At 54.6% G+C, this 24,345-nt stretch carries 27 protein-coding genes; 7 read left to right on the top strand and 20 right to left on the bottom strand.

From position 1 onward, the window contains the following. The first annotated feature begins 1 nt into the window (after position 1). Both F6R98_RS02390 and odhB read left to right on the top strand, forming a co-directional pair. Complete coding sequence (locus F6R98_RS02390; RefSeq protein ID WP_153247596.1) at positions 2 to 2,800, top strand: 2-oxoglutarate dehydrogenase E1 component; 2,799 nt, start codon at positions 2 to 4, stop codon at positions 2,798 to 2,800. A gap of 15 nt (positions 2,801 to 2,815) precedes the next feature. Beyond that, positions 2,816 to 4,072 carry a 2-oxoglutarate dehydrogenase complex dihydrolipoyllysine-residue succinyltransferase gene (gene odhB, locus F6R98_RS02385; RefSeq protein WP_153247595.1) on the top strand — a complete coding sequence of 419 codons (1,257 nt, stop codon included), beginning with the start codon at positions 2,816 to 2,818 and terminating at the stop codon, positions 4,070 to 4,072. A gap of 273 nt (positions 4,073 to 4,345) precedes the next feature. Here the strand turns inward: odhB and cobU are convergent, their stop codons facing one another. Beyond that, positions 4,346 to 4,870 carry a bifunctional adenosylcobinamide kinase/adenosylcobinamide-phosphate guanylyltransferase gene (gene cobU, locus F6R98_RS02380; protein WP_228125051.1) on the bottom strand — a complete coding sequence of 175 codons (525 nt, stop codon included), beginning with the start codon at positions 4,868 to 4,870 and terminating at the stop codon, positions 4,346 to 4,348. Positions 4,871 to 4,942: 72 nt separating this feature from the next. Between cobU and F6R98_RS02375 the strand changes: the two genes are divergently transcribed. Continuing rightward, on the top strand, positions 4,943 to 6,403 hold the full coding sequence (locus F6R98_RS02375; RefSeq protein WP_228125050.1) for a cobyric acid synthase: 1,461 nt from the start codon (positions 4,943 to 4,945) through the stop codon (positions 6,401 to 6,403). Positions 6,404 to 6,618: 215 nt separating this feature from the next. Continuing rightward, entirely contained in the window at positions 6,619 to 7,806 is a 1,188-nt protein-coding gene (locus F6R98_RS02370; RefSeq protein WP_153247593.1) for an NAD(P)/FAD-dependent oxidoreductase, read from the top strand. A gap of 219 nt (positions 7,807 to 8,025) precedes the next feature. On the opposite strand, the gene F6R98_RS22375 is transcribed toward F6R98_RS02370, so the two are convergent. After that, positions 8,026 to 8,154: an MlaA family lipoprotein gene (locus F6R98_RS22375; RefSeq protein ID WP_265588124.1), complete on the bottom strand. Its 129-nt coding sequence runs from the start codon at positions 8,152 to 8,154 to the stop codon at positions 8,026 to 8,028. Next, entirely contained in the window at positions 8,120 to 8,467 is a 348-nt protein-coding gene (locus F6R98_RS02365) for an MlaA family lipoprotein (RefSeq protein ID WP_265588123.1), read from the bottom strand. The genes F6R98_RS22375 and F6R98_RS02365 overlap by 35 nt, the downstream gene beginning before the upstream one ends. 477 nt (positions 8,468 to 8,944) lie before the next feature. Here F6R98_RS02365 and F6R98_RS02360 point away from each other — a divergent pair, with 477 nt between their 5' ends. Beyond that, positions 8,945 to 9,499 carry a DUF2058 domain-containing protein gene (locus F6R98_RS02360; protein WP_153247592.1) on the top strand — a complete coding sequence of 185 codons (555 nt, stop codon included), beginning with the start codon at positions 8,945 to 8,947 and terminating at the stop codon, positions 9,497 to 9,499. A 39-nt stretch (positions 9,500 to 9,538) separates the two neighbouring features. On the opposite strand, the gene queC is transcribed toward F6R98_RS02360, so the two are convergent. The 13 genes from queC to F6R98_RS02295 all read right to left on the bottom strand — a co-directional run bounded on the left by queC (position 9,539) and on the right by F6R98_RS02295 (position 19,797). Beyond that, a complete protein-coding gene (gene queC / locus F6R98_RS02355) occupies positions 9,539 to 10,210 on the bottom strand; it encodes a 7-cyano-7-deazaguanine synthase QueC (RefSeq protein ID WP_194270100.1) in 672 nt (223 codons plus the stop codon). Continuing rightward, a complete protein-coding gene (gene queE, locus F6R98_RS02350) occupies positions 10,207 to 10,851 on the bottom strand; it encodes a 7-carboxy-7-deazaguanine synthase QueE (RefSeq protein WP_153247591.1) in 645 nt (214 codons plus the stop codon). The genes queC and queE overlap by 4 nt, the downstream gene beginning before the upstream one ends. Before the next feature lie 45 nt (positions 10,852 to 10,896). Beyond that, complete coding sequence (gene ybgF / locus F6R98_RS02345) at positions 10,897 to 11,778, bottom strand: tol-pal system protein YbgF (protein WP_228125049.1); 882 nt, start codon at positions 11,776 to 11,778, stop codon at positions 10,897 to 10,899. Positions 11,779 to 11,780: 2 nt separating this feature from the next. After that, on the bottom strand, positions 11,781 to 12,347 hold the full coding sequence (gene pal / locus F6R98_RS02340) for a peptidoglycan-associated lipoprotein Pal (RefSeq protein ID WP_153247589.1): 567 nt from the start codon (positions 12,345 to 12,347) through the stop codon (positions 11,781 to 11,783). Positions 12,348 to 12,536: 189 nt separating this feature from the next. After that, the gene (gene tolB, locus F6R98_RS02335; protein ID WP_407079274.1) at positions 12,537 to 13,847 is read right to left on the bottom strand and encodes a Tol-Pal system beta propeller repeat protein TolB; all 1,311 of its coding nucleotides are present in this window, start codon (positions 13,845 to 13,847) and stop codon (positions 12,537 to 12,539) included. Then, positions 13,844 to 15,322, bottom strand: coding sequence for a cell envelope integrity protein TolA (gene tolA, locus F6R98_RS02330; protein WP_153247587.1), 1,479 nt, complete (start codon positions 15,320 to 15,322; stop codon positions 13,844 to 13,846). The genes tolB and tolA overlap by 4 nt, the downstream gene beginning before the upstream one ends. Further along, on the bottom strand, positions 15,319 to 15,762 hold the full coding sequence (gene tolR / locus F6R98_RS02325; RefSeq protein ID WP_153247586.1) for a protein TolR: 444 nt from the start codon (positions 15,760 to 15,762) through the stop codon (positions 15,319 to 15,321). The genes tolA and tolR overlap by 4 nt, the downstream gene beginning before the upstream one ends. After that, entirely contained in the window at positions 15,759 to 16,436 is a 678-nt protein-coding gene (gene tolQ / locus F6R98_RS02320; protein ID WP_153247585.1) for a protein TolQ, read from the bottom strand. Before tolQ ends, tolR begins: the two co-directional genes overlap by 4 nt. Next, entirely contained in the window at positions 16,426 to 16,836 is a 411-nt protein-coding gene (gene ybgC, locus F6R98_RS02315) for a tol-pal system-associated acyl-CoA thioesterase (protein WP_153247584.1), read from the bottom strand. The genes tolQ and ybgC overlap by 11 nt, the downstream gene beginning before the upstream one ends. Before the next feature lie 4 nt (positions 16,837 to 16,840). Continuing rightward, positions 16,841 to 17,869: a Holliday junction branch migration DNA helicase RuvB gene (gene ruvB, locus F6R98_RS02310; RefSeq protein WP_153247583.1), complete on the bottom strand. Its 1,029-nt coding sequence runs from the start codon at positions 17,867 to 17,869 to the stop codon at positions 16,841 to 16,843. Then, positions 17,866 to 18,480, bottom strand: a complete 615-nt coding sequence (gene ruvA / locus F6R98_RS02305; RefSeq protein WP_153247582.1) for a Holliday junction branch migration protein RuvA — start codon at positions 18,478 to 18,480, stop codon at positions 17,866 to 17,868. Before ruvA ends, ruvB begins: the two co-directional genes overlap by 4 nt. Next, entirely contained in the window at positions 18,477 to 18,983 is a 507-nt protein-coding gene (gene ruvC, locus F6R98_RS02300; protein ID WP_153247581.1) for a crossover junction endodeoxyribonuclease RuvC, read from the bottom strand. Before ruvC ends, ruvA begins: the two co-directional genes overlap by 4 nt. 67 nt (positions 18,984 to 19,050) lie before the next feature. Then, positions 19,051 to 19,797, bottom strand: coding sequence for a YebC/PmpR family DNA-binding transcriptional regulator (locus tag F6R98_RS02295; protein WP_153247580.1), 747 nt, complete (start codon positions 19,795 to 19,797; stop codon positions 19,051 to 19,053). Between the two features lie 173 nt (positions 19,798 to 19,970). On the opposite strand from F6R98_RS02295, the gene F6R98_RS02290 reads away from it, so the two are divergent. Together F6R98_RS02290 and grxC are read left to right on the top strand one after the other, a co-directional pair. After that, positions 19,971 to 20,207: a YgaP family membrane protein gene (locus F6R98_RS02290; protein ID WP_153247579.1), complete on the top strand. Its 237-nt coding sequence runs from the start codon at positions 19,971 to 19,973 to the stop codon at positions 20,205 to 20,207. 3 nt (positions 20,208 to 20,210) lie between these two features. Further along, positions 20,211 to 20,468, top strand: coding sequence for a glutaredoxin 3 (gene grxC, locus F6R98_RS02285; protein ID WP_153247578.1), 258 nt, complete (start codon positions 20,211 to 20,213; stop codon positions 20,466 to 20,468). Positions 20,469 to 21,167: 699 nt separating this feature from the next. Here the strand turns inward: grxC and F6R98_RS02280 are convergent. From F6R98_RS02280 to F6R98_RS02265, 4 genes are all read right to left on the bottom strand, one after another. Beyond that, a complete protein-coding gene (locus F6R98_RS02280; protein ID WP_153247577.1) occupies positions 21,168 to 21,734 on the bottom strand; it encodes a YceI family protein in 567 nt (188 codons plus the stop codon). A 71-nt stretch (positions 21,735 to 21,805) separates the two neighbouring features. Beyond that, a complete protein-coding gene (locus F6R98_RS02275) occupies positions 21,806 to 22,408 on the bottom strand; it encodes an FMN-dependent NADH-azoreductase (protein ID WP_153247576.1) in 603 nt (200 codons plus the stop codon). A 525-nt stretch (positions 22,409 to 22,933) separates the two neighbouring features. Further along, positions 22,934 to 23,836, bottom strand: coding sequence for a DNA-3-methyladenine glycosylase family protein (locus F6R98_RS02270; protein ID WP_153247575.1), 903 nt, complete (start codon positions 23,834 to 23,836; stop codon positions 22,934 to 22,936). Beyond that, a complete protein-coding gene (locus F6R98_RS02265; RefSeq protein WP_228125048.1) occupies positions 23,833 to 24,147 on the bottom strand; it encodes a methylated-DNA--[protein]-cysteine S-methyltransferase in 315 nt (104 codons plus the stop codon). The genes F6R98_RS02270 and F6R98_RS02265 overlap by 4 nt, the downstream gene beginning before the upstream one ends. Positions 24,148 to 24,345 lie beyond the last annotated feature (198 nt).

The following is a 24,345-nucleotide window of genomic DNA, read 5'->3' as shown; positions in this document are numbered from 1 at the left end:
CATGAATCCATCTCCCGAAACAGCCCTGTTGCTGCTGCAACAACTGGAAGACAGCGGAGTCCTCACCGAAGACAATAGCGGCTTTATCGAGCAGCTATACGAAAACTATCGGCTCAACCCGGAGTCGGTAGATATTTCATGGCGCAATAAATTTGCAGCCATTGCGCCGCATGACCCCGTTAAAGCCGAGATAGCGGCGCCTTCTCCGCCTCTCGAGCAAACGCCAGGCCTGGAAGACCGTCTGCGTAAACAAGCGGCGGTGGATCGATTGATCCGTTATTATCGAAATGCCGGACACCAGGTAGCCGACAACAATCCGCTTACCACCATGTCGCCGTTACAGTTACGCTACCTTGACCCGGCCACTCATGGATTGACGCCGGAGGATGGCGAAACCCTGTTTTACCCCGACATACTCGGCAGCCGGGAAACACGCACCCTGAACCACATCATTGCCGATATGCGCGCCACTTACTGCGGCAGTATCGGTTCCGAATATACCCATATCGTCGACACCGAAATTCGCACCTGGATACTGCAGCGGCTGGAAAGCACCCGTGCGCAAATGCCGCTCGCCAGGGAACAGAAACTGAACCTGCTCAAACTGCTGGTTGCCGCTGAAGGCATCGAAAAATACCTGCACCGCAAATATACCGGGCAAAAACGTTTCTCGCTGGAAGGCGCCGAAAGCCTGATACCGTTGCTGGACGCCTTGATCATGAACGCGGGCGAGTACGGCACGCGCGAAATGATAATCGGCATGGCGCATAGAGGCAGGCTCAACGTGCTGGTCAACATCATGGGGAAAAAGCCGGCGCTGCTGTTTCAGGAATTCGAGGAAAGCGGCCTGCATGAAACCGGCAGGCAAACCGGCGACGTCAAATACCATCAGGGATTTTCCTCCGACCTGGAAACGCCTTACGGCGCGATGCATCTGGCGCTGGCATTCAATCCCTCCCACCTGGAAATCATCGACCCGGTAGTCTGCGGCAATGTGCGTGCGCGCCAGGACCGCGCTGGCGAAAACGGCGAAAACGCCATCATGCCGGTACTGATACATGGCGATGCCGCCTTTGCCGGCCAAGGCGTGGTCATGGAAACGCTGAACATGGCGGAAACGCCGGGGTTTACCATCGGCGGCACGCTGCATATCGTCATCAACAACCAGATCGGCTTCACCACCAGCAACCCCTTCGACGCGCGCTCGACGCTGAACTGCACCGATGTCGCCAACATGATACAGGCGCCGGTATTTCATGTGAATGCGGACGACCCGGAAGCGGTGGTTTACGCAGCCCGTTTGGCGCTGGATTTCCGCATGAAGTTCAAGCGCGATGTGGTCGTCGACCTGATCGGCTACCGGCGTCAAGGCCACAACGAAGCGGATGAACCGGCAGTGACGCAGCCGCTGATGTACCGCTTTATCCGCACCCATACCCCGGTTACGGAAATATATGCGCAAAAACTGATTACCGGCGGCCTGACGGACGAAAATGACTTGCAAAGCCTGCGTCAGAACTATCAAACCCAATTGGAGCTTGGTGAAAACGAATTCCGGGTCACGCTGAACGACGCCACGCGTTACGCTAAAACCCGCTGGGACCCGTATCTCGGCAAGGACTGGCGCGAGCCCTGCGGCAGCCGAATATCAGTCGGGCAACTAGCGAAGGCGCTACCATTGCTGGCGCACGCGCCGGCGGGTTTCGAAGTTCACCCCAGAGTACTTGCCATACTCAACAACCGCAGGAAAATGGCCGCAGGAGAATTGGCGCTGGACTGGGGCTACGCCGAAAATCTTGCTTACGCCACCCTGCTGATGGAGGGCCATCCGGTGCGTATCAGCGGACAGGATGTAGGACGCGGCACGTTTTTCCATCGCCATGCCATCCTTTTCGATCAGAATGAAGGCTACCCCTGGCTGCCGCTGCAGCACCTGTCTCCCAGTCAGGGCCGTTTCGAAATTTACGACTCCCTGCTGTCGGAAGAAGGCGTACTCGGTTTCGAATACGGTTACAGCACGACCGAGCCGAACGCCTTGGTGGTATGGGAAGCGCAGTTCGGCGATTTCGCCAACGGCGCTCAGGTAGTCATCGATCAGTTCATCAGTTCCGGCGAGACCAAATGGGGGCGGCTCTGTAGTCTGGTCATGCTGCTGCCTCATGGCTACGAAGGTCAGGGACCGGAACATTCTTCCGCACGTCTGGAACGCTACCTGCAACTGTGCGCATCGCAAAACATACAGGTATGCGTCCCCACCACGCCCGCGCAAATCTTTCATCTGTTGCGCCGGCAACTGCTGCGCCCATTCAGGAAACCGCTGATCGTGCTGACTCCGAAAAGCCTGCTGCGCCACAAGCACGCGACCTCACGGCTGAATGAGCTGAGCGAAGGCCGTTTCCTTACGGTAATCGGCGAAACCGACGAGCTGAACCCGGAGCTGATTACGCGCGTCATACTGTGCAGCGGCAAGGTTTATTACGACTTATTGGAGCGGCGGCGCACCGAAGGCTTGCATCAAACGGCCATACTGCGCATCGAGCAGCTCTATCCGTTCCCCAGGGAAGAACTGCAGCAGGCGCTGCAACGCTTTCCGCATCTGGCGGATATCATCTGGTGTCAGGAAGAACCGGAAAATCAGGGCGCATGGCACCATATCAGGAACCGATTCCTGGATGAACTGAAGTCGGGTATATTACCGCGTTATGCGGGCCGCGCACGTTGCGCCGCGCCTTCGGTCGGCAAATTCTCCAGGCATCAGGCAGAGCAGAAAGATCTGGTGAGGCGCGCGCTTTTCGGTTAGGAAAAAGGAACCAACATGCAGATAGAAATACCCGTCCCCAACCTGCCCGAATCGGTACAGGACGCAACCCTGCTCGACTGGCGCAAAGCGCCTGGCGACGCGGTTGCGCAGGGCGAAACGCTGGTCGAACTGGAAACGGATAAAGTGATCCTGGATATTCCGGCTCCCGTTTCCGGCATCCTCAAGCAGATACTCCGCAATAAAGGAGATCTCGTTACCGGGGGCGAACTGCTTGGAATACTGGAAACAAGCATAACCCAAAACAGCAGCCTCATACAGAACACCCCGGTGCTGCCGGAAACCGCCGCGCCCGTAGCTGCCGTCACCACGCCATCCCACCCGTACAAGCAACCGGTAAGCCCCGCCGTACGCCGCTTATTGACCGAACATGGGCTCGACCCATCCGAGATACCCGGCTCCGGCAAGGAAGGCCGGTTATCGCGTCAGGACGTAATGGACTATCTCGCCGGCAGGCATGATCCGGCTATTGCGAAGCAAAACGATTCCGCGCAACCGGAAAACGATATACAGACGGATAACACCAGCACGCCCGTTCAGCGCGTGGCGCAGCCACGCGCTGAACGCCGGCTGCCCATGACGCGCCTTCGTGCACGCATTGCCGAGCGCATGCTGGCGTCTCGGCAAAATACCGCGACCCTGACCACTTTCAACGAAGTCAGCCTGCACAGGATTTACGAACTGCGCAACCTGTATAAAACACGTTTCGAGCAGGAACACGGCGTTAAATTGGGGTTCATGTCGTTTTTCGTGAAGGCCACGGTCGAAGCCCTCAAGCGCGTCCCCATCGTCAACGCCTCGATAGACGGCAACGATCTGGTTTATCACGACTACTACGACATCGGTCTGGCGGTATCGACCGAACGGGGTCTGGTAGTGCCGGTATTGCGCGATGCCGACACCCTGAGCTTCGGCGAAATCGAAAAATCCGTGGTCGAGTTTTCACGCAAGGCGCGCGCAGGCCGCCTGAGTTACGAAGAGCTCGCCGGCGGCACCTTCAGCATCACCAACGGCGGTATTTTCGGCTCCATGCTGTCGACACCAATCATCAACCCGCCGCAAAGCGCCATACTCGGCATGCATGCAATCAAGGAACGACCCGTTGTCGAAAACGGCGAAATCGTGATCCGCCCGATGATCTACCTCGCGCTGTCCTACGACCATCGCCTGATAGACGGACGCGACGCGGTTTCTTTCCTCTACACCATCAAGGAGCTGCTGGAAGATCCGATCCGCATGGTATTGCATATTTAGTGTCTGAACGGAAACGCTGCAAGCTATATGAATCAAGGGATTCAGAAATTTCTTGAACACGAAAAAATAAACTGTCCACGAAATACACGAAAATTCTCATAATTTTTTTCGTAAGTTTCGTGGACAAAAAATCTTTCCTGCTTTACTTACATGGCCATTGAACAAATCATATCTTCATTTTTCAAAGGTCTTCGATCAAGGATTTTGTCTGAAACCTTTGGTTGATAAGGCTTGTAGAATTTCCGTCCAAGCACTATTTAGGGTAATGCAACGCTATCCTTTCAGCACTTGAGGCAATCCCGCCACGACCCATGTCACGCGTTCGCATAGTTGAGCCAGATCCTGGTGCAGATAGCCCGCTTCATCGACGAAACGGCGCGCCAGCGCGTTCATCGGTACGATACCCTGTCCGACTTCATTGCTGACGAACAGCAACTGCCCCGGCAACGACGGCAAGGTCCGCAGCAACGCCTCACGCTCGCACTTGAATCTGTCCTCGCCCAGTGTCAGCAAATTGCTGAGCCAGAGCGTCAGGCAATCGATTAAGATGCAGCGCTCCGCTTGCGCATGAGCGCGCAAGGTATCGGCAAGCGCCAACGGTTCTTCCAGCGTCAGCCAATCGGCCGGACGCCGCTGCCGATGCAAAGCAATACGCGCGCCCATTTCCTGATCGCAGGCTTCGGCGGTTGCGATATACACAACCTCCAGACCGGACTTCTGCGCGCGTTGCTCGGCATAGCCGCTTTTCCCTGATCGTGCGCCGCCCAATATCAACTCCCGCATGTCATTCCCCGTCATAATCGGCGTATACTCGCCCCCTGCAAAGATTTCATTTTAACCTGGCCGATCCTGTTTAATACAAAATCGCTTATGTCTGTCGCTACCCTGATGATACAAGGCACTACCTCCGATGCTGGAAAAAGCACCCTGGTTACCGGACTGGGACGCATATTGCAGCGCCAAGGCATACGCGTTGCGCCGTTCAAACCGCAGAACATGTCACTCAACAGCGCAGTTACCACCGACGGCGGCGAAATCGGACGCGCCCAGGCGGTGCAGGCGCGCGCCTGCGGTCTTGCGCCGCATAGCGACATGAACCCTATCCTGCTGAAACCAAACACGGATACCGGCACGCAGGTCATCGTACAGGGACGCGCCATCGGCGAGATGAATGCGCGCAACTATCAGAATTTCAAGCGTCAGGCCATGAATTATGTGCTCGAATCCTACCAACGTCTGGCGCGGCAATACGATGTCGTACTGGTGGAAGGAGCCGGAAGTCCGGCTGAAATAAATTTGCGCAGCGATGATGTCGCCAACATGGGTTTCGCCGAAGCGGTGGACTGCCCGGTATGGCTGGTCGCCGATATCGACCGGGGCGGCGTATTCGCGCAGCTGGTCGGAACCCTGGAATTGCTTAGCCCTGGCGAACAAGCCAGGGTAAAGGCTTTTGTCATCAACCGTTTTCGCGGCGATTTGTCGTTGTTACGTCCCGGCGTGGAATGGATGGAACAAAGAACAGGAAAACCGGTGGTCGGCATTATGCCTTATTTGCATGGTTTATACCTAGAAGCCGAAGATGCTGTGGCGGAACAGGCCCGCGCCGGTCACAGCGGCAAATCGTTACAGGTTGTAGCTCCCAGATATCCGCGCATCAGCAACCATACCGATTTCGATGCGCTGCGCTTTCACTCGCAAGTCGCTTTGCATCAGGTCGGAGCGGGCGAATCGATTCCGTCCGCCGACTTGATCATCCTGCCCGGCAGTAAAAGCGTGCGCGCCGATTTGGCCTGGTTGCGCGCGCAAGGCTGGGAATCGGCGATACTCAGGCATTTGCGCTACGGCGGCAAGCTGATCGGTATTTGCGGGGGCTTACAGATGCTGGGCATGCATATACACGATCCACTGGGAATTGAAGGCCTGCCCGGCAGTTGTCCCGGTCTGGGCCTGCTCAATTTCGAAACCACTCTGGACGCGCAAAAACAGCTGAACATTCTGACCGGCACACTGGCGCGGGACGGCTCCCCGATTACCGGATACGAAATACACGCCGGCGTCAGCAGCGGCCCGGCCCTGACTCGCCCTGCCTGTATTTTCAGCAACGGTCAACCTGACGGCGCGTGCTCCGAAGACGGTCAGATTATCGGCAGCTATGTGCATGGACTGTTCGACACTACCGAAGCCTGCAACAGCCTGTTGAGCTGGTCGGGTTTGTCGGATACTCAAGCAATAGACATTGATGCGGCGCGCGAACGCGGAATCGATCGCCTGGCGGATGCCATCGAAACCGAGATCGGCGCCGATCGGATCAGGCGTATGTTGAAGGTATAGTATTCACTGATACAATTCAGCAATCAAACTCAGACAGGGTAGCACGTAATCGTGCACTGCTCGAGCGTGAATCCTATGCGGATTCAATGACTGTAAATTCAGTGGCGGCGTATTCTTTCAAAGCGTATATTGCCAATTTAGGTCCAAAATATACCTATCGATGGGAACCGTTAGCCCTCCTGTTTTCTTTCATCAAGCAAGTGAGGAGAGACGCCATGCCGCACTACAAGTATCTCATTATCGGCGCTGGAATGACCGCCGCTGCCGCCATCGGCGGTATACGGGAAGTCGATCCGCAAGGTTCCGCAGGATTGATAGGCGCAGACGCGCACCCGCCTTATAATCGCCCTCCCTTGTCAAAAGGACTGTGGAAGGGGAGCCGCATAGAACAAATCTGGTGTAAGACCGAAGAGAGAAACGTCAGCCTGCACCTTGCGCGCACAGCCGAAACCCTGGAAGCTCAGGACAAGCGGGTGACCGATGACCTAGGCACCGTCTACACCTACGACAAGTTACTGCTCGCAACCGGCGGCACGCCCCGGCAGCTTCCTTTTGGCGGTAACGATATCATCTACTTCCGCACTCTCGACGACTATCAGCGGCTGCGCGCGCTGTCCAATGAAAAGCAGCGCTTCACCGTAATCGGCGGCGGTTTTATCGGCTCGGAAATTGCCGCCGCGCTAGCCATGAACGGGAAAAAAGTGGTGATGGCGTTTCCGGGGGAAGGAATTGGCGCCAACGTATTCCCACACGACCTTAGCCAATTCCTGAATCAATATTACCGCGAGAAAGGCGTCGAGGTATTAAGCGGACAATCGGTCGCCGATGTCAAACGCCAGGACGGCCAGTTGATATTAAGCCTGACCGATGTCGCGACATCGGCGCAACACAATTTTCCTGCGGACGGCATCGTGGCTGGCCTCGGCATTGAACCGAATACAAAGCTGGCCGAGCATGCCGGGCTGGCCGTGGAAAACGGCATTATCGTGAACGAATTTTTACAAGCAGGCCATCCGGATATCCATGCCGCCGGGGACGTTGCGAACTTCTACAACCCCGCGCTCGATGCGCGTTTGCGGCTGGAACACGAGGATAACGCGCTCAACATGGGCAGACATGCCGGACGCAACATGGCCGGAGAAACCAGGCCATACCATTACCACGCGTCTTTCTACTCCGACTTGTTCGAACTGGGATACGAGGCCGTCGGCAGGCTGGATGCACGCATGAAGACGGTAGCGGACTGGTCGGAACCCTACCGTAAAGGCGTCGTATACTATCTTCAGAATGAGCGGGTTAAAGGAGTGCTGCTGTGGAATGTCTGGGATCGGGTTCCTCTAGCACGGGAACTGATTGCCCAGCCTGGACCATTCGCGCCCGCCGATCTGTATGGACGGCTATAGGCGCACGCAGCCGGGGCGATTGGCGTCGGGAATCTCTCCTGTAACTATTTAAGCCCAGCCGACGATGAGAAAGTGAGGCAACTCTGCGAGACCTTCTGCGCCCATGAATGGGCGCAGAGAACTTTCAGGGCCTGTCCTGAGCGTAGCCGAAGGGACGTACTTTCAGCGTAGTCAATATCCAGTTGATCGGGTTTGCAGCAACATCGCCTGCAAGTCCTGCTACGCATCTGGGCGTACTGGGACCCAACAGAGGGAGAACAAAACATAGGGGCCTGACGGAATACCCCGCTTGGCGAGCGTCTGGCCGAAATCTTCAGCATGTTTGGGCCAACCCCATGTACGTGGCAATATCGACTGCTCCGGCAAGCCCGAAGGTGGTATTAATCATGAATCTACCACTATCCATACCGAGCTGCGCCAGTTTGAATTGTAGCAAATCGTTGCCGACCACCAGAATATCCTCGACATTATTCATAAAGTTGGCCACCCCCGCGTCGATGAATGCCGGGGTTATCCAACGATAGGTTTCGGCCACTGGCCGCAGAAAATTTTCATCCATACGATCATTGACGGCTTGAATTCCGCGGCTCCACTCCTCCCAAGGGTCGATCGGATCAGGATTGAGATTGGTTGTGCAAGCGGAAAAACTCAACAAAACCATTGTAGAGAATCATTTTGCTACAAGTTTAAATTTCATTGTCATATCCTCAAACGCAGCCATGCGAAACAAGCTATGCGGTCTTTATCTCCAGGAAAACAGACATAACGATAACCCTCTCTACAGTTTCATATTCTACGCATGTATGGTGAACGAGTGCTTGCATATGGTTATCGAGCAAATCGCGAAGCGAACACCTAACCCCCTCTCCCGCTGGGGCGAAGGAGGGATTTTGCGAAGCATGCTTCGCACAGCCGCAGCCGGACTGCGCTGCAACGCAGTCCGTGGGGCGCGGAGCGCGCTGGGTGAAGGAAACCGTTCATGGCGCGAGCGTTTTGCATGATAGGGGGCGACGCTTGCGCCATGAACGGTTAGACTACTATACGTGTACGCGCCGCAATGCTTTTCGTTATGCAATAGCATCGAACTGTAGGTAAACTACGCCCAGGTTCAATCCAGCGCGGATAAGGGAGGAAACAGATGAGTAACGCACTTCGTGACCAGCTGCTTAAAGCCGGCCTGGTAAACAGCAAACAAGTCAAACAGGCAGCCAAAAGCAAACAGCAGGAAAAGCTCATCAGCAAGGAACAAAAAAAACCTGACGAGCAGAGCGCGTTACGGCAACAGGCGATGCAGGCGCAAAATGAAAAAGTCGTGCGCGACCGCCAGCTTAATCAGCAACGCAAGGAAGCTGCGGAAGCCAGGGCAATTGAGGCCCAGATCAAACAATTGGTGGACGCGCATCGGCTGCCGATTCAGAATGCATCGGATATCCCGTTTAATTTCACGGATCAAGGCAAGATAAAACGCCTGTATATACCCGACTCCATGCGTGCGGCAATCAGCAACGGACAAATGGCTATAGTGCGCTGCGGCGGCATATACGATGTGGTTCATAACGATATCGCCACAAAAATCGCCGAACGCCATGCATCCAGTGTCGTGCTCTGGAACAAACCGGAAGCTAGCGGCACGCCAAATGCCACCACCGATCCTTACGCCGGTTATGAAGTTCCTGATGATTTGATGTGGTAGCTAGCAGGTTTGGAAGTAAGGTGCAGACCGGAAAATAGCTTACCGGTAAACGGTAGGGTCGGAAATTTTGGCGGCCTCGAAACCGGCGCGCCGCAAGCGGCAGGAATCGCATACGCCGCAGGCCTTTCCCTCGTCGTCGGCGGAATAACACGAAACAGTCATGCTATAGTCGACGCCGAGACGCGTCCCGGCTTTAATGATATCGGCTTTGCTTAAGGTTATCAGCGGCGTTTGCACGCTGAACTTGCAACCTTCCACACCGGCCTTGGTGGCTAAACCTGCCAGCACTTCGAAGGCCTTGATGAACTCGGAGCGGCAATCGGGATACCCGGAATAGTCAACCGCATTCACTCCGATAAAAATATCCCGGGCTTCCAGCACTTCCGCCCAGCCCAGCGCAAAGGCCAAAAAAAGGGTATTGCGCGCAGGTACATAAGTAACCGGTATGCCAGTCTGAGCATGATCCGGTACGTCTATCAGCTTATCGGTCAGTGCGGAACCGCCGATTGAATCGAGACCGATATGTATGGTTTTATGCGCAACCACACCCATCCGTTCGGCGATGCGCGAGGCCGCCGTCAGTTCGGCGCGATGGCGCTGCCCGTAGTCAAAACTCAGCGCATGGCAGTAATACCCCTGCTGTTTGGCCATTGCCAGCGCCGTGGCGGAATCAAGTCCGCCGGAAAGTAAAACGACTGCCTTTTTCATCATTTGCCGGGGGCGTTACCCCAGAGTATTTTGTGTAATTGTAGTTGGAATCGCACCGGTAAGCGGTCACGCAGTATGTTGTCGGCAAGCCAGACAACATCGGAGGTATCGCCCAGCGCGGGAGAAAACAAAACTTCGCAGCGTGCGGACAACCGGTAATGCTCCAGCTGATGCTTCGACCATTGATAATCTTCCTCGCCTGTTATCACGAATTTGATCTGGTCCTGCGGCAGCAAATGCTCGATGTTGGCATAAAGGTTACCCCCAACCTCGCCAGAGCCCGGCGTTTTGATATCCAGAATCTTGACTACGCGCGCATCGACCTCCGCAACATTCAGCGCACCGCTGGTTTCCAGCGACACTTCATAACCTTCGTCCGCCAACAGCTTCAACAGAACCAGACAGTCTGCTTGCGCCAAGGGTTCGCCGCCGGTCACGCACACATGGAGCGGCTCATAGGATCTCACCTGCTCCATTATGTCCGCCAAACTCATTCGCGTACCTCCGGCGAAGGCATAAGCGGTGTCGCAATAGCTGCAACGCAGCGGACACCCGGTCAAGCGTATGAAAACGGTTGGAAAGCCGATACTGCGCGACTCCCCCTGGAGGGAGTAGAAAATTTCGGTAATCCGTAGCATTTCCATAAAAAGAGAATGGTTAGCGCGCGCCGATTGCTTATACTTGAGCTGCTAGTGACCTTCCTGCTTGATTTTTGTCAAACGCTTTTGCGCAGCTTCGGCGACCTTGCTGCCGGGAAAACGCTTGATCACATCGTTTAGCGCATTCTTGGCATTGCTCCATAAACCGCTGTCGTATTCGATATAAGCCATCTTGAGCATCGCATCCGGCAGTCGGCTGCTTTGCGGATAGTCTTTTATCAGTTTGCGGAAGGCTTCTTTGGAAGACGGCAAATCGCGAAGCACATAATAGGCCTCTCCGGTCCAGTAAACCGCGTTATCGACGTATTCACCGCTCGGATAAGTCGCCTGGAACTTTTTAAACTCGCGTATCGAATCAGGATATTTGCCTTGCTGAAGCAAGCCCAAGCCCTTTTGATAGGCTGCTTCCCGCCCTTCATCAACGGCAGATGTTTTGGCCGCAGGGGGCGGAGTAGCCGGTTTTGCGACTGGTTGCTGCGCAGGAGGTATGGGAGCCGGCGGAAGATTTGCATCCCGCTCGACAGGAGGAGCCGCGTCGGAAGCATTATTCTCGGCTGAAGCCGGGGGCGGGGCCTGCGCTTCGGAAGATTGCAGTCGCTGCTCCAGACTCAGAAACCTATCGGTTTGCTGCTTTTTGAGCGTATTCAGATCATGTGTCAACACTTCAATATCGCCATGCAGCCGTTGCACTTCGCGTTGCAACTGCTCGGAACGCTTAATGGCATCCATAAGCGCTTCATTGGACAAGCGCTTTTCCAGACGCGCAACCCGTTCGTCGAGCGTATTCTCTCCGACCAGATCCGCTGCGCCGGCTTCACCGTATCCCGTACCGGCGCCTGGCGGGGCAGCATTGCAAACCGCCGTACTCCATAACGCAACAAAACAGGCGACCCCCGCCAGCAGCTTGTTCATTCTCATTGCCCCGGATAAGCAATTTCCACACGGCGGTTTTGAGACCATGCGCTTTCATCATTCCCTGACACCAAAGGTTTCTCTTCACCGAAACTGACGACCTGGATCTGTCTTTCGGAAACGCCTTGCATCTTCATCATATTTGCTACCGACTTGGCGCGTTGTTCGCCCAAAGCGACGTTATACTCGGAAGAGCCTCTTGCATCCGCATGCCCCTCAAGCACTACAATCTTGCCCGGATTGGAGGCGACACCAGCCGCATGCGCTTCCACGACAGGAACATATTCGGGCAACACTTCACTGCTGTCGTAATTGAAATAGACCAGGTTTTTGGAAAGCAATCCCCCTGCATTATCAACGCCCGATGAATTACCGTAGCCTCCGCCTCCGGAACTGTATGCGCCTCCCTGTCCGTCTCCGTACTTGCCGATCTCCGGCCCCTTGCTCAGATCGGTACCGCCTATCGCGCCATCGGCGCCTTCGCCGTCTTTGGGTTGTTCATTGGCGCATCCAGAGAGCGCCAATACCGCGCTCAACAGCATAATTGACGCTTTGTTGTAGATTTTCATGATATACACCTGATCCGCTAGCGAAAAATAAAAGGTACTATTATTTATTGCTTTTAGGATATGGTAAAAAATAACTTCCCGAATCAGCCATCAACTCCGTTCACCCTGAGCCTGTCGAACGGCCGTTCATGGTTCGACAAGCTCACCACGAACGGGGAAGTTATTCTCGACCCTATCCTTACCTGGTAGTTAAGGCGACCATGCCGGCTGTTTCACTTCGCCGCCGCCTATGCGTAAGCTTTGCTGCACTTTGCCGTCAATTGAAATCGCCGCCAATTGACCACCGCCCGCGCTTCTTGACGCATACAGCACCATACTGCCGTTAGGAGCGAAGCCGGGCGACTCGTCGGCCGGGCCGCGCGTCAGCACGCGCAGCTTCTTGCTCGCCATATCCATCACCGCTATCCGGTAATCACCGCCGTTGCCATGCACCATCGCAATGCTCTTGCCATCAGGAGAAAACACGCCCCTGGCATTATAATCGCCGTCATAAGTCAAACGCTGCGCCGCGCCGCCTGCGGCGGAAACCATGTAGAGCTGCGGCTTACCGCCCCGATCCGACGTGAACACGATAGAGCGTCCGTCGCGCGACCAGGTCGGCTCGGTGTCGATGGAATCGCTGTCCGTCACCTTACGCAGGGTTTTGCCGGCCAGATTCATGACATAGACATCGGGATTACCATCCTTGGACAAGGTCATGGCCAACTGACCGCCATCCGGCGACCAGGCCGGCGCGCCATTGATGCCCGGCGCTTCGGAAATCTTCTCTCTTTCCCCGGTTGCCAGCTTTTGAACAAAAATGGCCGCCCGTTTATTTTCGAACGAAACATAGGCAAGCTTCCTGCCGTCCGGCGACCAGGCCGGCGACATGATCGGCTCGCGCGACGCGATCACGCTGACCGGGTTTAATCCGTCGGTATCCGCTACAAACAATCGATACGCACGATTGCCCGAGTTGTCGGCCGATACCGATACATAAGCAACGCGCGTCGAAAATGCGCCGGGCTCCCCGGTAAGCCGCAAATAAATAATATCGGCAATTTGATGCGCCACCTTGCGCGCATCGCGAGCAGTGAAGGGTATAAGCTGGGTTGTCAATTGCTGACCGCGCACGGCGTCGAACAGAAAAAACTGGACATTGTACTGGCCGCCGCCCACCTGTTTGACCTGACCGATGACCAGATCTTCCTGATGCAGCTCATGCCAGGCATTGAAATCGACTTGATCGGGACGCACAGGGCGCTGCGGCATGGCCGATTCCGACAACGGATCAAACTTCCCGCTACGCGCCAGGTCCGAAGCAATGATGGAGCTGATGCTCTCACCCTCCAGACTCTCCTGATCTCCGAAAGGCACGATCGCCACAGGAATCGCGGCTTCCACACCTTCGGATATATGTATATTGAGTTCGGCCCATACATTATGGACGAACAGCAACAGCATGAACCCGAAAGGGATCATAACGGCTCGCTTGTATTGTTTGTTCGCGTAAACTTTCATGGCTCGTAAATAAAGTTAAAAGTTCTGAATTTGTTGGCCAAATGCGGGTCCGCCGGCACCGGCAACGGCGATGCCTTCATTACGGCTGCTTCGGCGGAACGATCGAAAGCAACGTCGCCGCTGCTTTTGATCACGCGTGCGAACTCAACTGCGCCTCCAGGCAAGGTTCGAACCTGAATTGTACAAGACAAGCCCTCTTGAACGGAAGGCGGCTTCAGCCATCTTTCCTCTACCGCCAGCTTGATTTTCTTCGCAGCAAGCTTTAATGCCTTTTCATCCTCAATCGCCTGGACGCGTTCGGCTTCGATTTCCTCACGCGCACTGGCCTCGGCTTCCGACTTGCGTTTTTGCTCTTCGGCTTTCTTTTTCGCCTGGGCGGCTTCGGCTTCCGCCTGTTTCTTCAGTTGCTGCTCCGCCATTTTTTTGGCATCGGCTTCCGCCTTCCTTTTCAGCTCGCCTTCAGCCTGCTTGCGCGCCTCGGCCGCCTCCTTTTTTTGCGCTTCCTGTTCCGCGCGCTTTTTGGCTTCCTTCTCCTCTTTTTGTTTTTCCGCCAGTTCCGCCCGTTTTGCTTCGGCCTTTTTCTTGACTTCTTCCTGTTCGGAGCGCTTTTTCGCCGCCATTACCTCAGCCTGACTCGCTTCCGCTTCAGCCTTTTTCCTGGCTTCCTGCTCAGCCTGCTTTTTCCTTTCCTGCTCGGCCTTCTGTTTTGCTATAGTCTCCGCTTCGACCTGCCGCCGAGCCTCTGCTGCAGCTGCTTTCTTCTTCGCCTCTTCCTGTTTGGCTTCGGCCTCCGCCTTTTTCTTCGCTTCTTCCTGTTCCGCGCGCTTTTTCGCCTCGGCTTCAGCCTTTTGCCGCGCGGCAAGCGCAGCTTTCATACGATCGTCTTCCAGTTTTTGCTGTTCCGCCTTTTGCTGCGCTTTCTTTTCAGCTTCACGCTGCTCGGCCAGTTTTTTGGCGGCGGTCTCGGCTTTTTCCCTGGTCTCGCGCTCGGATTTTTTCTTGCGAGCCTGCTCTTCGGCCTTTTCATTTTCATGCGCTTCCTGCGCTTCGCGATGTTTTTCTTCCTCTACGCGTTTTTTTTCGGCCAGTTCCTTTTGCTCCCGCAACTCGCGCTGCTTTCTGAATGCCGCTTCTTCCTGTTTTTTCTCTTCTTTTTTTTCTTCCTGCCTGGAGGGCGGAGCCTCTACCGCCTGAACTGCCGGCTTGCTTTCAACCGGAGCAGGCGCAGGCGGCTCGGGCTCAGGCGGCTGTTCTATCTCCGGAACAGCATCGGCCGGAGGGGGAGGCGTGGACTGTACCGGCGCGCGCAATTCGATTTCATCCATAACCACCGCATGCATCACTTCCGGTTGCGGCGGCAGCACAGGGGGCTGCACCGAGTCGAAATGTATGGCAAAAACCATGAAGGCGAGCAAATGCAGTATCAGCGACAGCCAGATACTTCCTATAATGCCGCGCAACAATACTTGCTTCATTCTTCGACGGGGTTGGTCATCAAACCTACGCTGGTCACGCCGACGCGCTTCAACATCGCCATGGTCGTAACCACATGACCGTAATCCACCGCTTTATCGCCGCGTATCAACACTGCCCGCCCCGGCTTATCCTGCAAGGCCGACATCACCGCGGCTATCATGGCGTCCATATCGACCTCGGATTCGTCATGGCTTCCATCATCGACGAACATCCGCCCGTCCGCGGTGATGGAAATAACCACCGGCAGATCCTGCGCCGGATCGATGGTTTTTGCTTCCGCCTTGGGTAAATCCACCTCAACGCCGCTTTGCAGCAACGGTGTCGTAACCATAAAAATAATCAGCAGCACCAGCGATACGTCGATGTAGGGTACGACATTGATCTCCGCCATCGGCGCCCTGCGACGTCCTCCTCGCCCTCCCCCGCCATGAACGTTCATTTTGCGTGCGCCTGGCGATGGAGCAAGCTAAGAAACTCTTCTGTAAACGCTTCGTAACGGCTGGCGAGACGTCCGATATTGGTCGAATAGCGGTTATAGGCCATTACCGCCGGAATTGCGGCAAACAGACCCATCGCGGTCGCAATCAGCGCCTCGGAAATACCGGGGGCGACCATCGCCAGCGTCGCCTGTTTGACGCTGCCCAACGCGCGGAAGGAATTCATGATACCCCAAACCGTACCGAACAAGCCGATATAGGGACTGGTCGATCCGACTGTCGCCAAAAAAGGTAAACGCTCGTCGAGACGGTCAAGCTCTCGAGACAACGCAACGCGCATCCCGCGCTGCGCGGCTTCGACAACCGCGTCCGGGGTAATACCGGGCTGCTGCCGCAGCCGCGCAAACTCCTTGAAACCGGACAGGAATATATTCTCCATGCCCTCGCTTTCGTATTCCTCATGCGCCAGCTGGCGGTATAAATCGGATAAGTCCATACCCGACCAGAAACGCTCTTCAAAATCGGCGGAGACATGCTCTGCATGGCGTATTTCCCTAAACTTTGAAAAAATGAATACCCAGGAAACGACGGACGCCAATATCAGTATAAACATTACAAACTGCACAACCGGGCTGGCCTCCCGAATGAGCGTGATAATCGATAAGTCAGAGTTCATCTTTTTTGATTCTTTCCATTAAATGATCCGGTATCGCGGCGGGACGCAAGGTCTTGGCGGTAATACTGGCAATACGAAATTGCGCGGAACTGAGCAATTCGCCTTGCATATTAATTCTACGTATTTCTTGCCTGAATTTCAGACTGGCGCGCCTGACTTCGCTTAAGCTCGCGCTCACCACTACCTCGTCATTAAACAAGGCCGGGCGCAGATATTCAACCTCTGCCGATCTTACTACAAATAAAATACCGTCGTTTTGGCGTATTTCGTCCTGTTCTATTCCCTCGGCGCGCAACCATTCGGTGCGCGCTCGTTCGTAAAAACGCAGATAGTTGGCGTAATACACCACGCCGCCGGCATCAGTGTCTTCATAATATATGCGTATCGGCCAGAAGAACATGGTTTTAATCGATATTTTCCTGCACTGCTGTTACGAGCGGCGCCTTGAGACCCAGATGCAAATAGGTAATGGAAGTGGCGACGCGTCCGCGCGGCGTTCTGATAAGGTAACCCTGCTGAATCAGATAAGGTTCCAGCACATCTTCTATGGTTCCGCGCTCTTCGCTGATGGCCGCGGCCAGATTGTCCAGTCCGACCGGGCCGCCGTCAAACTTTTCTATCAAGGTAAGCAGCAGCTTGCGATCAAGGGAATCGAACCCCGCCTTGTCCACACTTAACATTTCCAGCGCCCGGCATGCAATCTCGCATGTGACAGGCCCTTCGGTCATCACCTGAGAGAAGTCGCGCACCCGGCGCAACAGGCGGTTGGCGATACGCGGCGTTCCTCGCGAACGGCTCGCTATCTCGCGCGCGCCCTCCTCGGTCATCGCCAGTTCCAGTAAACGCGCGGAACGGCTTACAATCAGCGTCAACTCTTCGACCGTATAAAATTCCAACCGGTGCACGATGCCGAAACGGTCGCGCAACGGCGAGGTCAGCAGACCGGCGCGAGTGGTCGCCCCCACCAGCGTAAACGGCGGCAAATCGAGCTTGATCGAACGCGCGGCCGGTCCTTCGCCTATCATGATATCGATCTGATAGTCTTCCATCGCCGGATACAGTATTTCTTCGATCGCAGGATTGAGCCTGTGTATCTCGTCGATGAACAGCACGTCGTGCCTGTCGAGATTGGTCAGCATCGCCGCCAGATCCCCCGCCTTTTCCAGCACCGGGCCGGAAGTCTGGCGGATGTTCACGCCCATCTCGTTGGCGATGATGTTGGCCAGCGTGGTTTTACCCAGACCCGGCGGGCCGAAGATCAACACATGATCGAGCGGCTCGCTGCGCGCTTTCGCGGCCTGAATGAAAATATCCATCTGCTCCCGCATCGGTTTTTGACCGATATAATCCTGCAGCCGGCGCGGACGGATGGCTCTGTCGACGCGTTCTTCTTCAGAGCCGCCCAAGGGACTGATCAGGCGTTCATCGCTCATTTTTTCGCCGCCGACTGCAGCGCCGACCGGATCAACTCCTCGCTGTTCTTACCTTCCGCGGCAACCGCGCGCACCCGGCTTTCCGCTTCCTGGGGTTTAAAACCAAGCGCCTCCAGTGCGCTGACCGCTTCGCGGACGGGACTGATCTCGGCATGTCCTGTTGCGGAAGCGCCGGAAAGCACTGCAGAGGACACCCCATGCGCACCGCTGTCCGGCAAACGGTCGCGCATTTCCAGTATCAAACGTTCGGCGGTTTTCTTGCCTATGCCGGGCAGCTTCACCAGGCGCTGAATTTCATTATTGGCGACGCTGGAATAAAAATCATCGGCACCGATGCCGGACAGTATCCCCAAAGCCATGCGCGCTCCTATTCCGCTGACGCGTATCAGGCTGCGAAAAAATACGCGCTCGGTTTCCGTCAAAAAACCGAACAGCGTATGCGCATCCTCTCGCACCACCAGGTGCGTATATAAAATGACTGAAGTCCCGCAATCGGGCAATTTAAAAAAAGTCGAAACCGGAACATCGACCTCATATCCGACACCATGCACGTCGATCAGCACCTGCGGCAATTTTTTATCGATCAGACTGCCGTTCAAATAGCCGATCATCGGCGCGCCCCGCGCGTCATATTCCGTATGCGCTGCTCTGTCTGCGAAGTATGCGCATGACACAAGGCCACGCCCAGCGCGTCGCTGGCGTCAATCGCCATACGTTCGCTCGATCCCAACAATACTTTTACCATATGCTGCACCTGGAGTTTATCGGCATTGCCCTTGCCGACCAGCGCCAGTTTCACCTGTCTGGCCGAATATTCATGCACCGGCAGGTTCGCCGCCAGCGCGCCGCAGATCGCGGCGCCGCGCGCTTGTCCCAGCTTAAGGGCCGAATCGGCGTTTTTATGCAGGAAAACCTGCTCTATCGCCATTTCGTCCGGCTGAAACGCCAGTGCAATTTGATAAATACCATCATAGATTTGCTTGAGGCGCTCGGGAAAACTGCCCGCCTCGGCATGAACGCAACCGCTGATCAGCATCACCGTCCGGCCTCCGCTCACCTCGACGACGCCATAACCGGTAATACGCGAGCCGGGATCTATGCCCATTATGCGCATTGTTATGCTTGCTCCGTCCGCCGTTCGCCACGTAAAAAAAACGCGTAGCCGCTTTTAAAGCGCATATTCAGGCCAATTGCTCCAGTATGTCTTCACTGATATCGGCGTTGGAATAGACATTCTGTACATCGTCCAGATCCTCCAGACGCTCCAGCAAACGCACCATTTTCTCGGCGTCCTCCAGCGTCAATGAGCTCGAGGTGCTGGCGCGCTGGGTAATTTCCGCGGATTCGGGCGTGAAGCCGGCATGGACCAGCGCCGCCTTGACTGCCTCGAAATATTCCGGCGCCGCCAATACCTCTATGCTGCAGTCGTCATTCAGCAGCACGTCATCGGCGCCCGCTTCCAGCGCTGATTCCATGATGCCGTCTTCGCTGGTTCCGGCCGGAAAGGAAATGACGCCGGTCTTGCTGAAAAGATAGGCCACGGAACCGTCGGTACCAAGGTTGCCGCCCGACTTGCTGAATGCGTGCCGTACTTCCGAAACCGTACGATTGCGATTATCGGTCAGACAATCGACCATTACCGCGACGCCGCCCGGGCCATAGCCTTCGTAGCACACTTCGTCGAAATTGTCGCCGTCATTAGCTCCGACGCCCTTTTTGACGGCGCGATCTATCGTATCCCGGGACATATTCGCGGTCAGCGCCTTGTCGATCACTGCGCGCAAACGCGGATTATTGGCGACATCACCTCCGCCCATGCGCGCGGAAACGGTGATCTCGCGTATCAGTTTGGTAAAAAGCTTGCCTCTTTTCGCATCCTGAGCACCCTTGCGGTGCTGAATGTTCGCCCATTTGCTATGACCTGCCATGATACCTTTACAAAACCTCTGTATACTTTAAAAAAGTCGCTTGCCATTTTACCCTACTCAACCCCACATCACGAACTCCGCCCGCAAAAGCAGGCTACATAAGGCCGGCCCGATTGACACTTAAATATCAATATAATCTAATATTCGAGCATCACAAGTTCAGGAGTACACTTATGCAAGTAGAAAACATCATACGCGTCGTTGCAGGTAGTTTTATTCTGATCTCGCTTCTGCTCGGCGCTGCAGCCAGCCCGTTATACGTCAACGGCAACTGGTTGTGGTTTACCGCATTCGTCGGCGCCAATCTGCTGCAAAGCGGTTTTACCCGCTTCTGCCCTCTGGAAATCATGCTGAAAAAATTCGGGATAGCCGCGCCATGCACCGGACAACGCAATAACGGGGAAAACTGAATAATGAAACCAGTCACCATGTATGCGACCGGATTATGCCCTTATTGTGTCATGGCGGAAAAATTGCTGCGCTCTCGCGGGGTAACCGAGTTAAATAAAATTCGCGTGGATAGCGATGCGGCGCAACTGCAAACCATGATGAAAATTTCAGGGCGCAGAACCGTTCCGCAGATTTTCATTGGCGATTTTCATGTCGGGGGTTATGACGACTTGTCCGCTCTTGACCGTGAAGGTAGCCTGGAGAGTTTGTTGCACGATTAAGAGAGGCACTTGACTATCCGGCTTGTGAAGCTTGGACCTTCTGTTTGAGATAACCAACCATGGTGGTAGTGTCCGCCCCGCTCTCAGCCTTGAGCCGCCGCCGTGAGCGCGCATGTTTCAGCGTTGTGGATATTTCATCGGGTGGCGGCTTAGGCCGACACTCGAACAAAACATAAACATATAAATGATTCAGATCATATTTCAACCAAACTCATCACTTCATCGGCAGTGGTCGAGCGATGCCGATGTGCTGGCGATAAGAGCTGATGGGCTCAAGCAACAGCAGGCGGCAACACTCCGTTTTTCACGGCTTGCGGCAATATACAGGACATCCCCTTCATGAACAGTAATAGGTTTGCACGGTGCAAACGCCTCGCGCCCGTTACTATTAGGACTCTGACTCCTGTCCGCGTTCTCAGCGCCGACAGGTATCCCCGCTTGCTTCCACCAGCTTCCCATCGTTCCGCCCTCAGTCACGTTGTATGCCACAACATCGCTTTATCCGCCCCTTACAGCGGGCCCCGTATTAATTCCGTGCTCACCACGAGGACGCAATGACCTTCAGCTACGCAGCGGTGGCAAACTCCGACAGGGACTTGCACCCTGCAAACAGCACGCCCTCACGGGCGTGCATCCCCCGGCAAAGCCGGGGGCTTACCTCAATGAGTTATCCGCCAGATTTTTGAATGCGGGCCGGGCTTATTCCTTAATCGCTTCAACCGGCAGAGTGACAGTGACATCATCGCCTACATTGGGCGCATATTTACCCATATTGAAATCCGTACGCTTGATAACGGTAGTAGCGTTAGCACCGCACGCATCCTTTTTCAGCATCGGGTGCGGCATGCACTTGAAAGAGGTTACCGTTAACACGACCGGTTTGCTGATTCCCTTGAGCTTCAGGACGCCATCCACCTCCACCAGGTTTTCACCCTCAAACCTGAGCTTGTTCGAGGTAAAGGTTGCAGCAGGGTATTGCGCTGTATCAAGAAAGTCCGCACTCTGAATATGTTGATTGAAAAGAGAAGAACCGGTATCGACTGAGGTTGTATCGATCGTTACATCTACCGAACCGGATTTTGCCTGGCGATCAAGCACGAGTTTACCGGACACCTTGTCGAAGCGGCTCAGCTGTGTCGAGTAGCCAAAATGACTGTAGGAAAAACGCGGCAAGGTATGATTCGCATCTATCGTATAGACCTCGGGAGCGGCAAGCGCCGCTGTTGAAAATGTCGCAGCTAATGCCAGCAGGGTAATACGTTTCATGTTAGAGCTCCGGGTTTGTATGATGGTAAAGTTTTCCGGCTTGGGCCGGTCTCAGTTGTTTTACGTGTTAATCAGACAACCAGTTCCGCAAGCCGTTTCCGGGCTTCGGCAACCGCCAGATCTTTAGCGGCATCGCCCATATTCAATCCTTCCGCATAAATAAACTCAACTGCGGTTATCCCGATAAACCCGAGAAAGTCGCGCATATAGGCCGTTTCTGTGTCCAGGGAAGTTCCGGCATATTTACCGCCCCGCGCTGCAAATATATAGACTTCCTTGCCTTCCAGCAGCCCTTCCGGACCGTTCTCGGTGTAACGAAAGGTTTCTCCTGCACGGGCAATCCGGTCAAAGTAGGCTTTCAGCGTCGACGGAATGCCAAAATTGTACATGGGTAACCCGATAACGATGACGTCCGCCTCCTTGAGCTCTGTAATCAATGCATCGGACTCATCGACGTAAACCTGTTGCTCCGGGGTTCTGGCGCCGGAAGGAGTGAAATATGCTGAAACCCGCGCGGCATCCAGATGGGGCAATGGATCGTTCGCCAGATCGCGCACGGTAACCTGCGCATTCGGATTCCGGGTACGCCATTTATCAACGAATTCATTGGCCAATAGGCTGGAGTGTCCACCAGAAGAAAAGATACTTGAGTTTATCTGTAACAAATTTGTCATGATTATTCTCCTTGAATGAAGGTGGAGCTATTAGACCTCGCATTCAACTGATAAAAAAGCATAATAATCCGCTTATATTTATCTATTTATTAGATATATTGCAACTATTCAGTATCGCCAGGCATGACGTTACAAGAAGGGCGGCGAGTCTGTTTGCCTTGGGGATGCGGCAGTTTTGCTCCCATTGATGAAAGGCTTGCCGTGCGCCTCGACAGCCTTAGCCCAGCACCAATCCGGTTAGTTGTGATTAGTTACAAATCGACTTGCCTGCAGCACGCGACAGCTCAGCCAAACTCGCTGCATGCTGCATTATGAAGGATAAATCCTGGAATCATGCCCCGCTCCGCATTACTGCTTTGCATAGCCCTCGACCCAAGTTTGGACAATTAATCAGCGGTTCCCTAAAGACTGACAAAGCTGTGGCGACCGTAATCGGTCAATGGACGGAGTAAGCTTGATTATTCAACCCCTGGTCAATAGACGGCCCGGATTTTGTTTGCAAGTTTTATAAGATCATCCATGCCTTTACCCACCACGGGATACCAGTTCCCATAAATGCGCAGCGACCAAAGCGCGCCACGGCGCAAAGTTTTCCAACCATTGCCGGACTTGGTTTTCACCCATCTCCTCAACGTGGTTCAATAAAACCTGCAACCCACGACGGACTGCGGCATCGCCGTGCAGTGAACCGTCCAACCAACCATAGCCACGTAATAGCGCATAATTGACGGTCCAGGGGCCAATGCCGTGAATCTTCAACAATTGTTGACGTATTTGCTCTATCGGCGGTTCCTTTTGAGTGTTATTCAATTCCAATCCGCCGGACACCGCCATCTGACTCACCGTCAGCAAAGTTTGCGCCTTACTTTTTGAAAACCCGGCCTGGCGCAAGCCGCTGGCGCTCATACAGCTTACATGCCGAGCATCCGGGTAGCAATATAAGCCGCTGAAATGCTGTAACCCGACCAGTTGAATAAATTTACGGCGTATCGAAATAGCGGCTGCAACGCTGATTTGCTGTCCGGTGATCGCCCAACTCAAGGCTTCAAATGCAGTCGGCGCGACCGGTACCCGCAATCCGGATTGATTGTTAATCAGCACGCCAAGCTGCGGATGTTGACCAACACTTTCCTCAAAAACATCAATGGGCTGATTTAATCCAAGCATTCTAACTGCCAGTGCGGATAATTCGTCAACTTCCAATGAAGTTTGCGTATGATCGATGCTCAGTTCTATTTCAGCGCGCAAGGGTAACAAACGGAGTGTCAAACAGGCCGTCGAACCGTGCCATAAGATGCCTTTACGCATCTGATTAGCCGCTACTGATTCTGAAACAGCCAGAGCATCGCGGCCATGAAAAGACAAAATATCCGTCATCCGATAATTTGCAGGCAGCGGCAGCGTGCAAGACAATACGCTGGAACTCATGCTTTCCTCTCCCGACGTAACAGCTCAGCTTTACGCTCCCCCCAACAATAACCGGACAAACCGTTGACCGAGCGGACGCAGCCCCGGTGACAAGGAATCGCCACGACCAGAGTTTTGGCCACGTAGGCACCGGTTACTGCCCGCCGTTCCTCTTTCGGTGCGCCGATACGTTGTGCAGTTTCCGAGTAGCTCACTTTTTCGCCGACCCGGATTTGCCTCAAAGTCTGCCCAACTCGCTGTTGAAATGCAGTACCGTCCATGTCCAGCGGTAAATCCAGGCCGATGACCGGGGCTTCGACAGAACCTAGCACTTTTGCGACACTTTGCTCGAATTCATTATCGCCGCCGATCAGTCCAGCCAGGGGAAAACGGTCTTGTAACTCCCGAGCCAGGTGGTCAAGCGCTTAATGAGCAGCAGCCACTATATTCGTGTTTTAATGCCTATAACCATAAAGATGGCATTAGATAATTGTATTTTCAGCAAGCATAAGGAGCCAAATCGACACCCG

Source organism: Candidatus Methylospira mobilis (assembly GCF_009498235.1).
GTDB classification, from domain to species: domain Bacteria; phylum Pseudomonadota; class Gammaproteobacteria; order Methylococcales; family Methylococcaceae; genus Methylospira; species Methylospira mobilis.
Note: the sequence above shows the minus strand (reverse complement) of the source record. Positions and strands in the feature narration are given on the sequence as shown.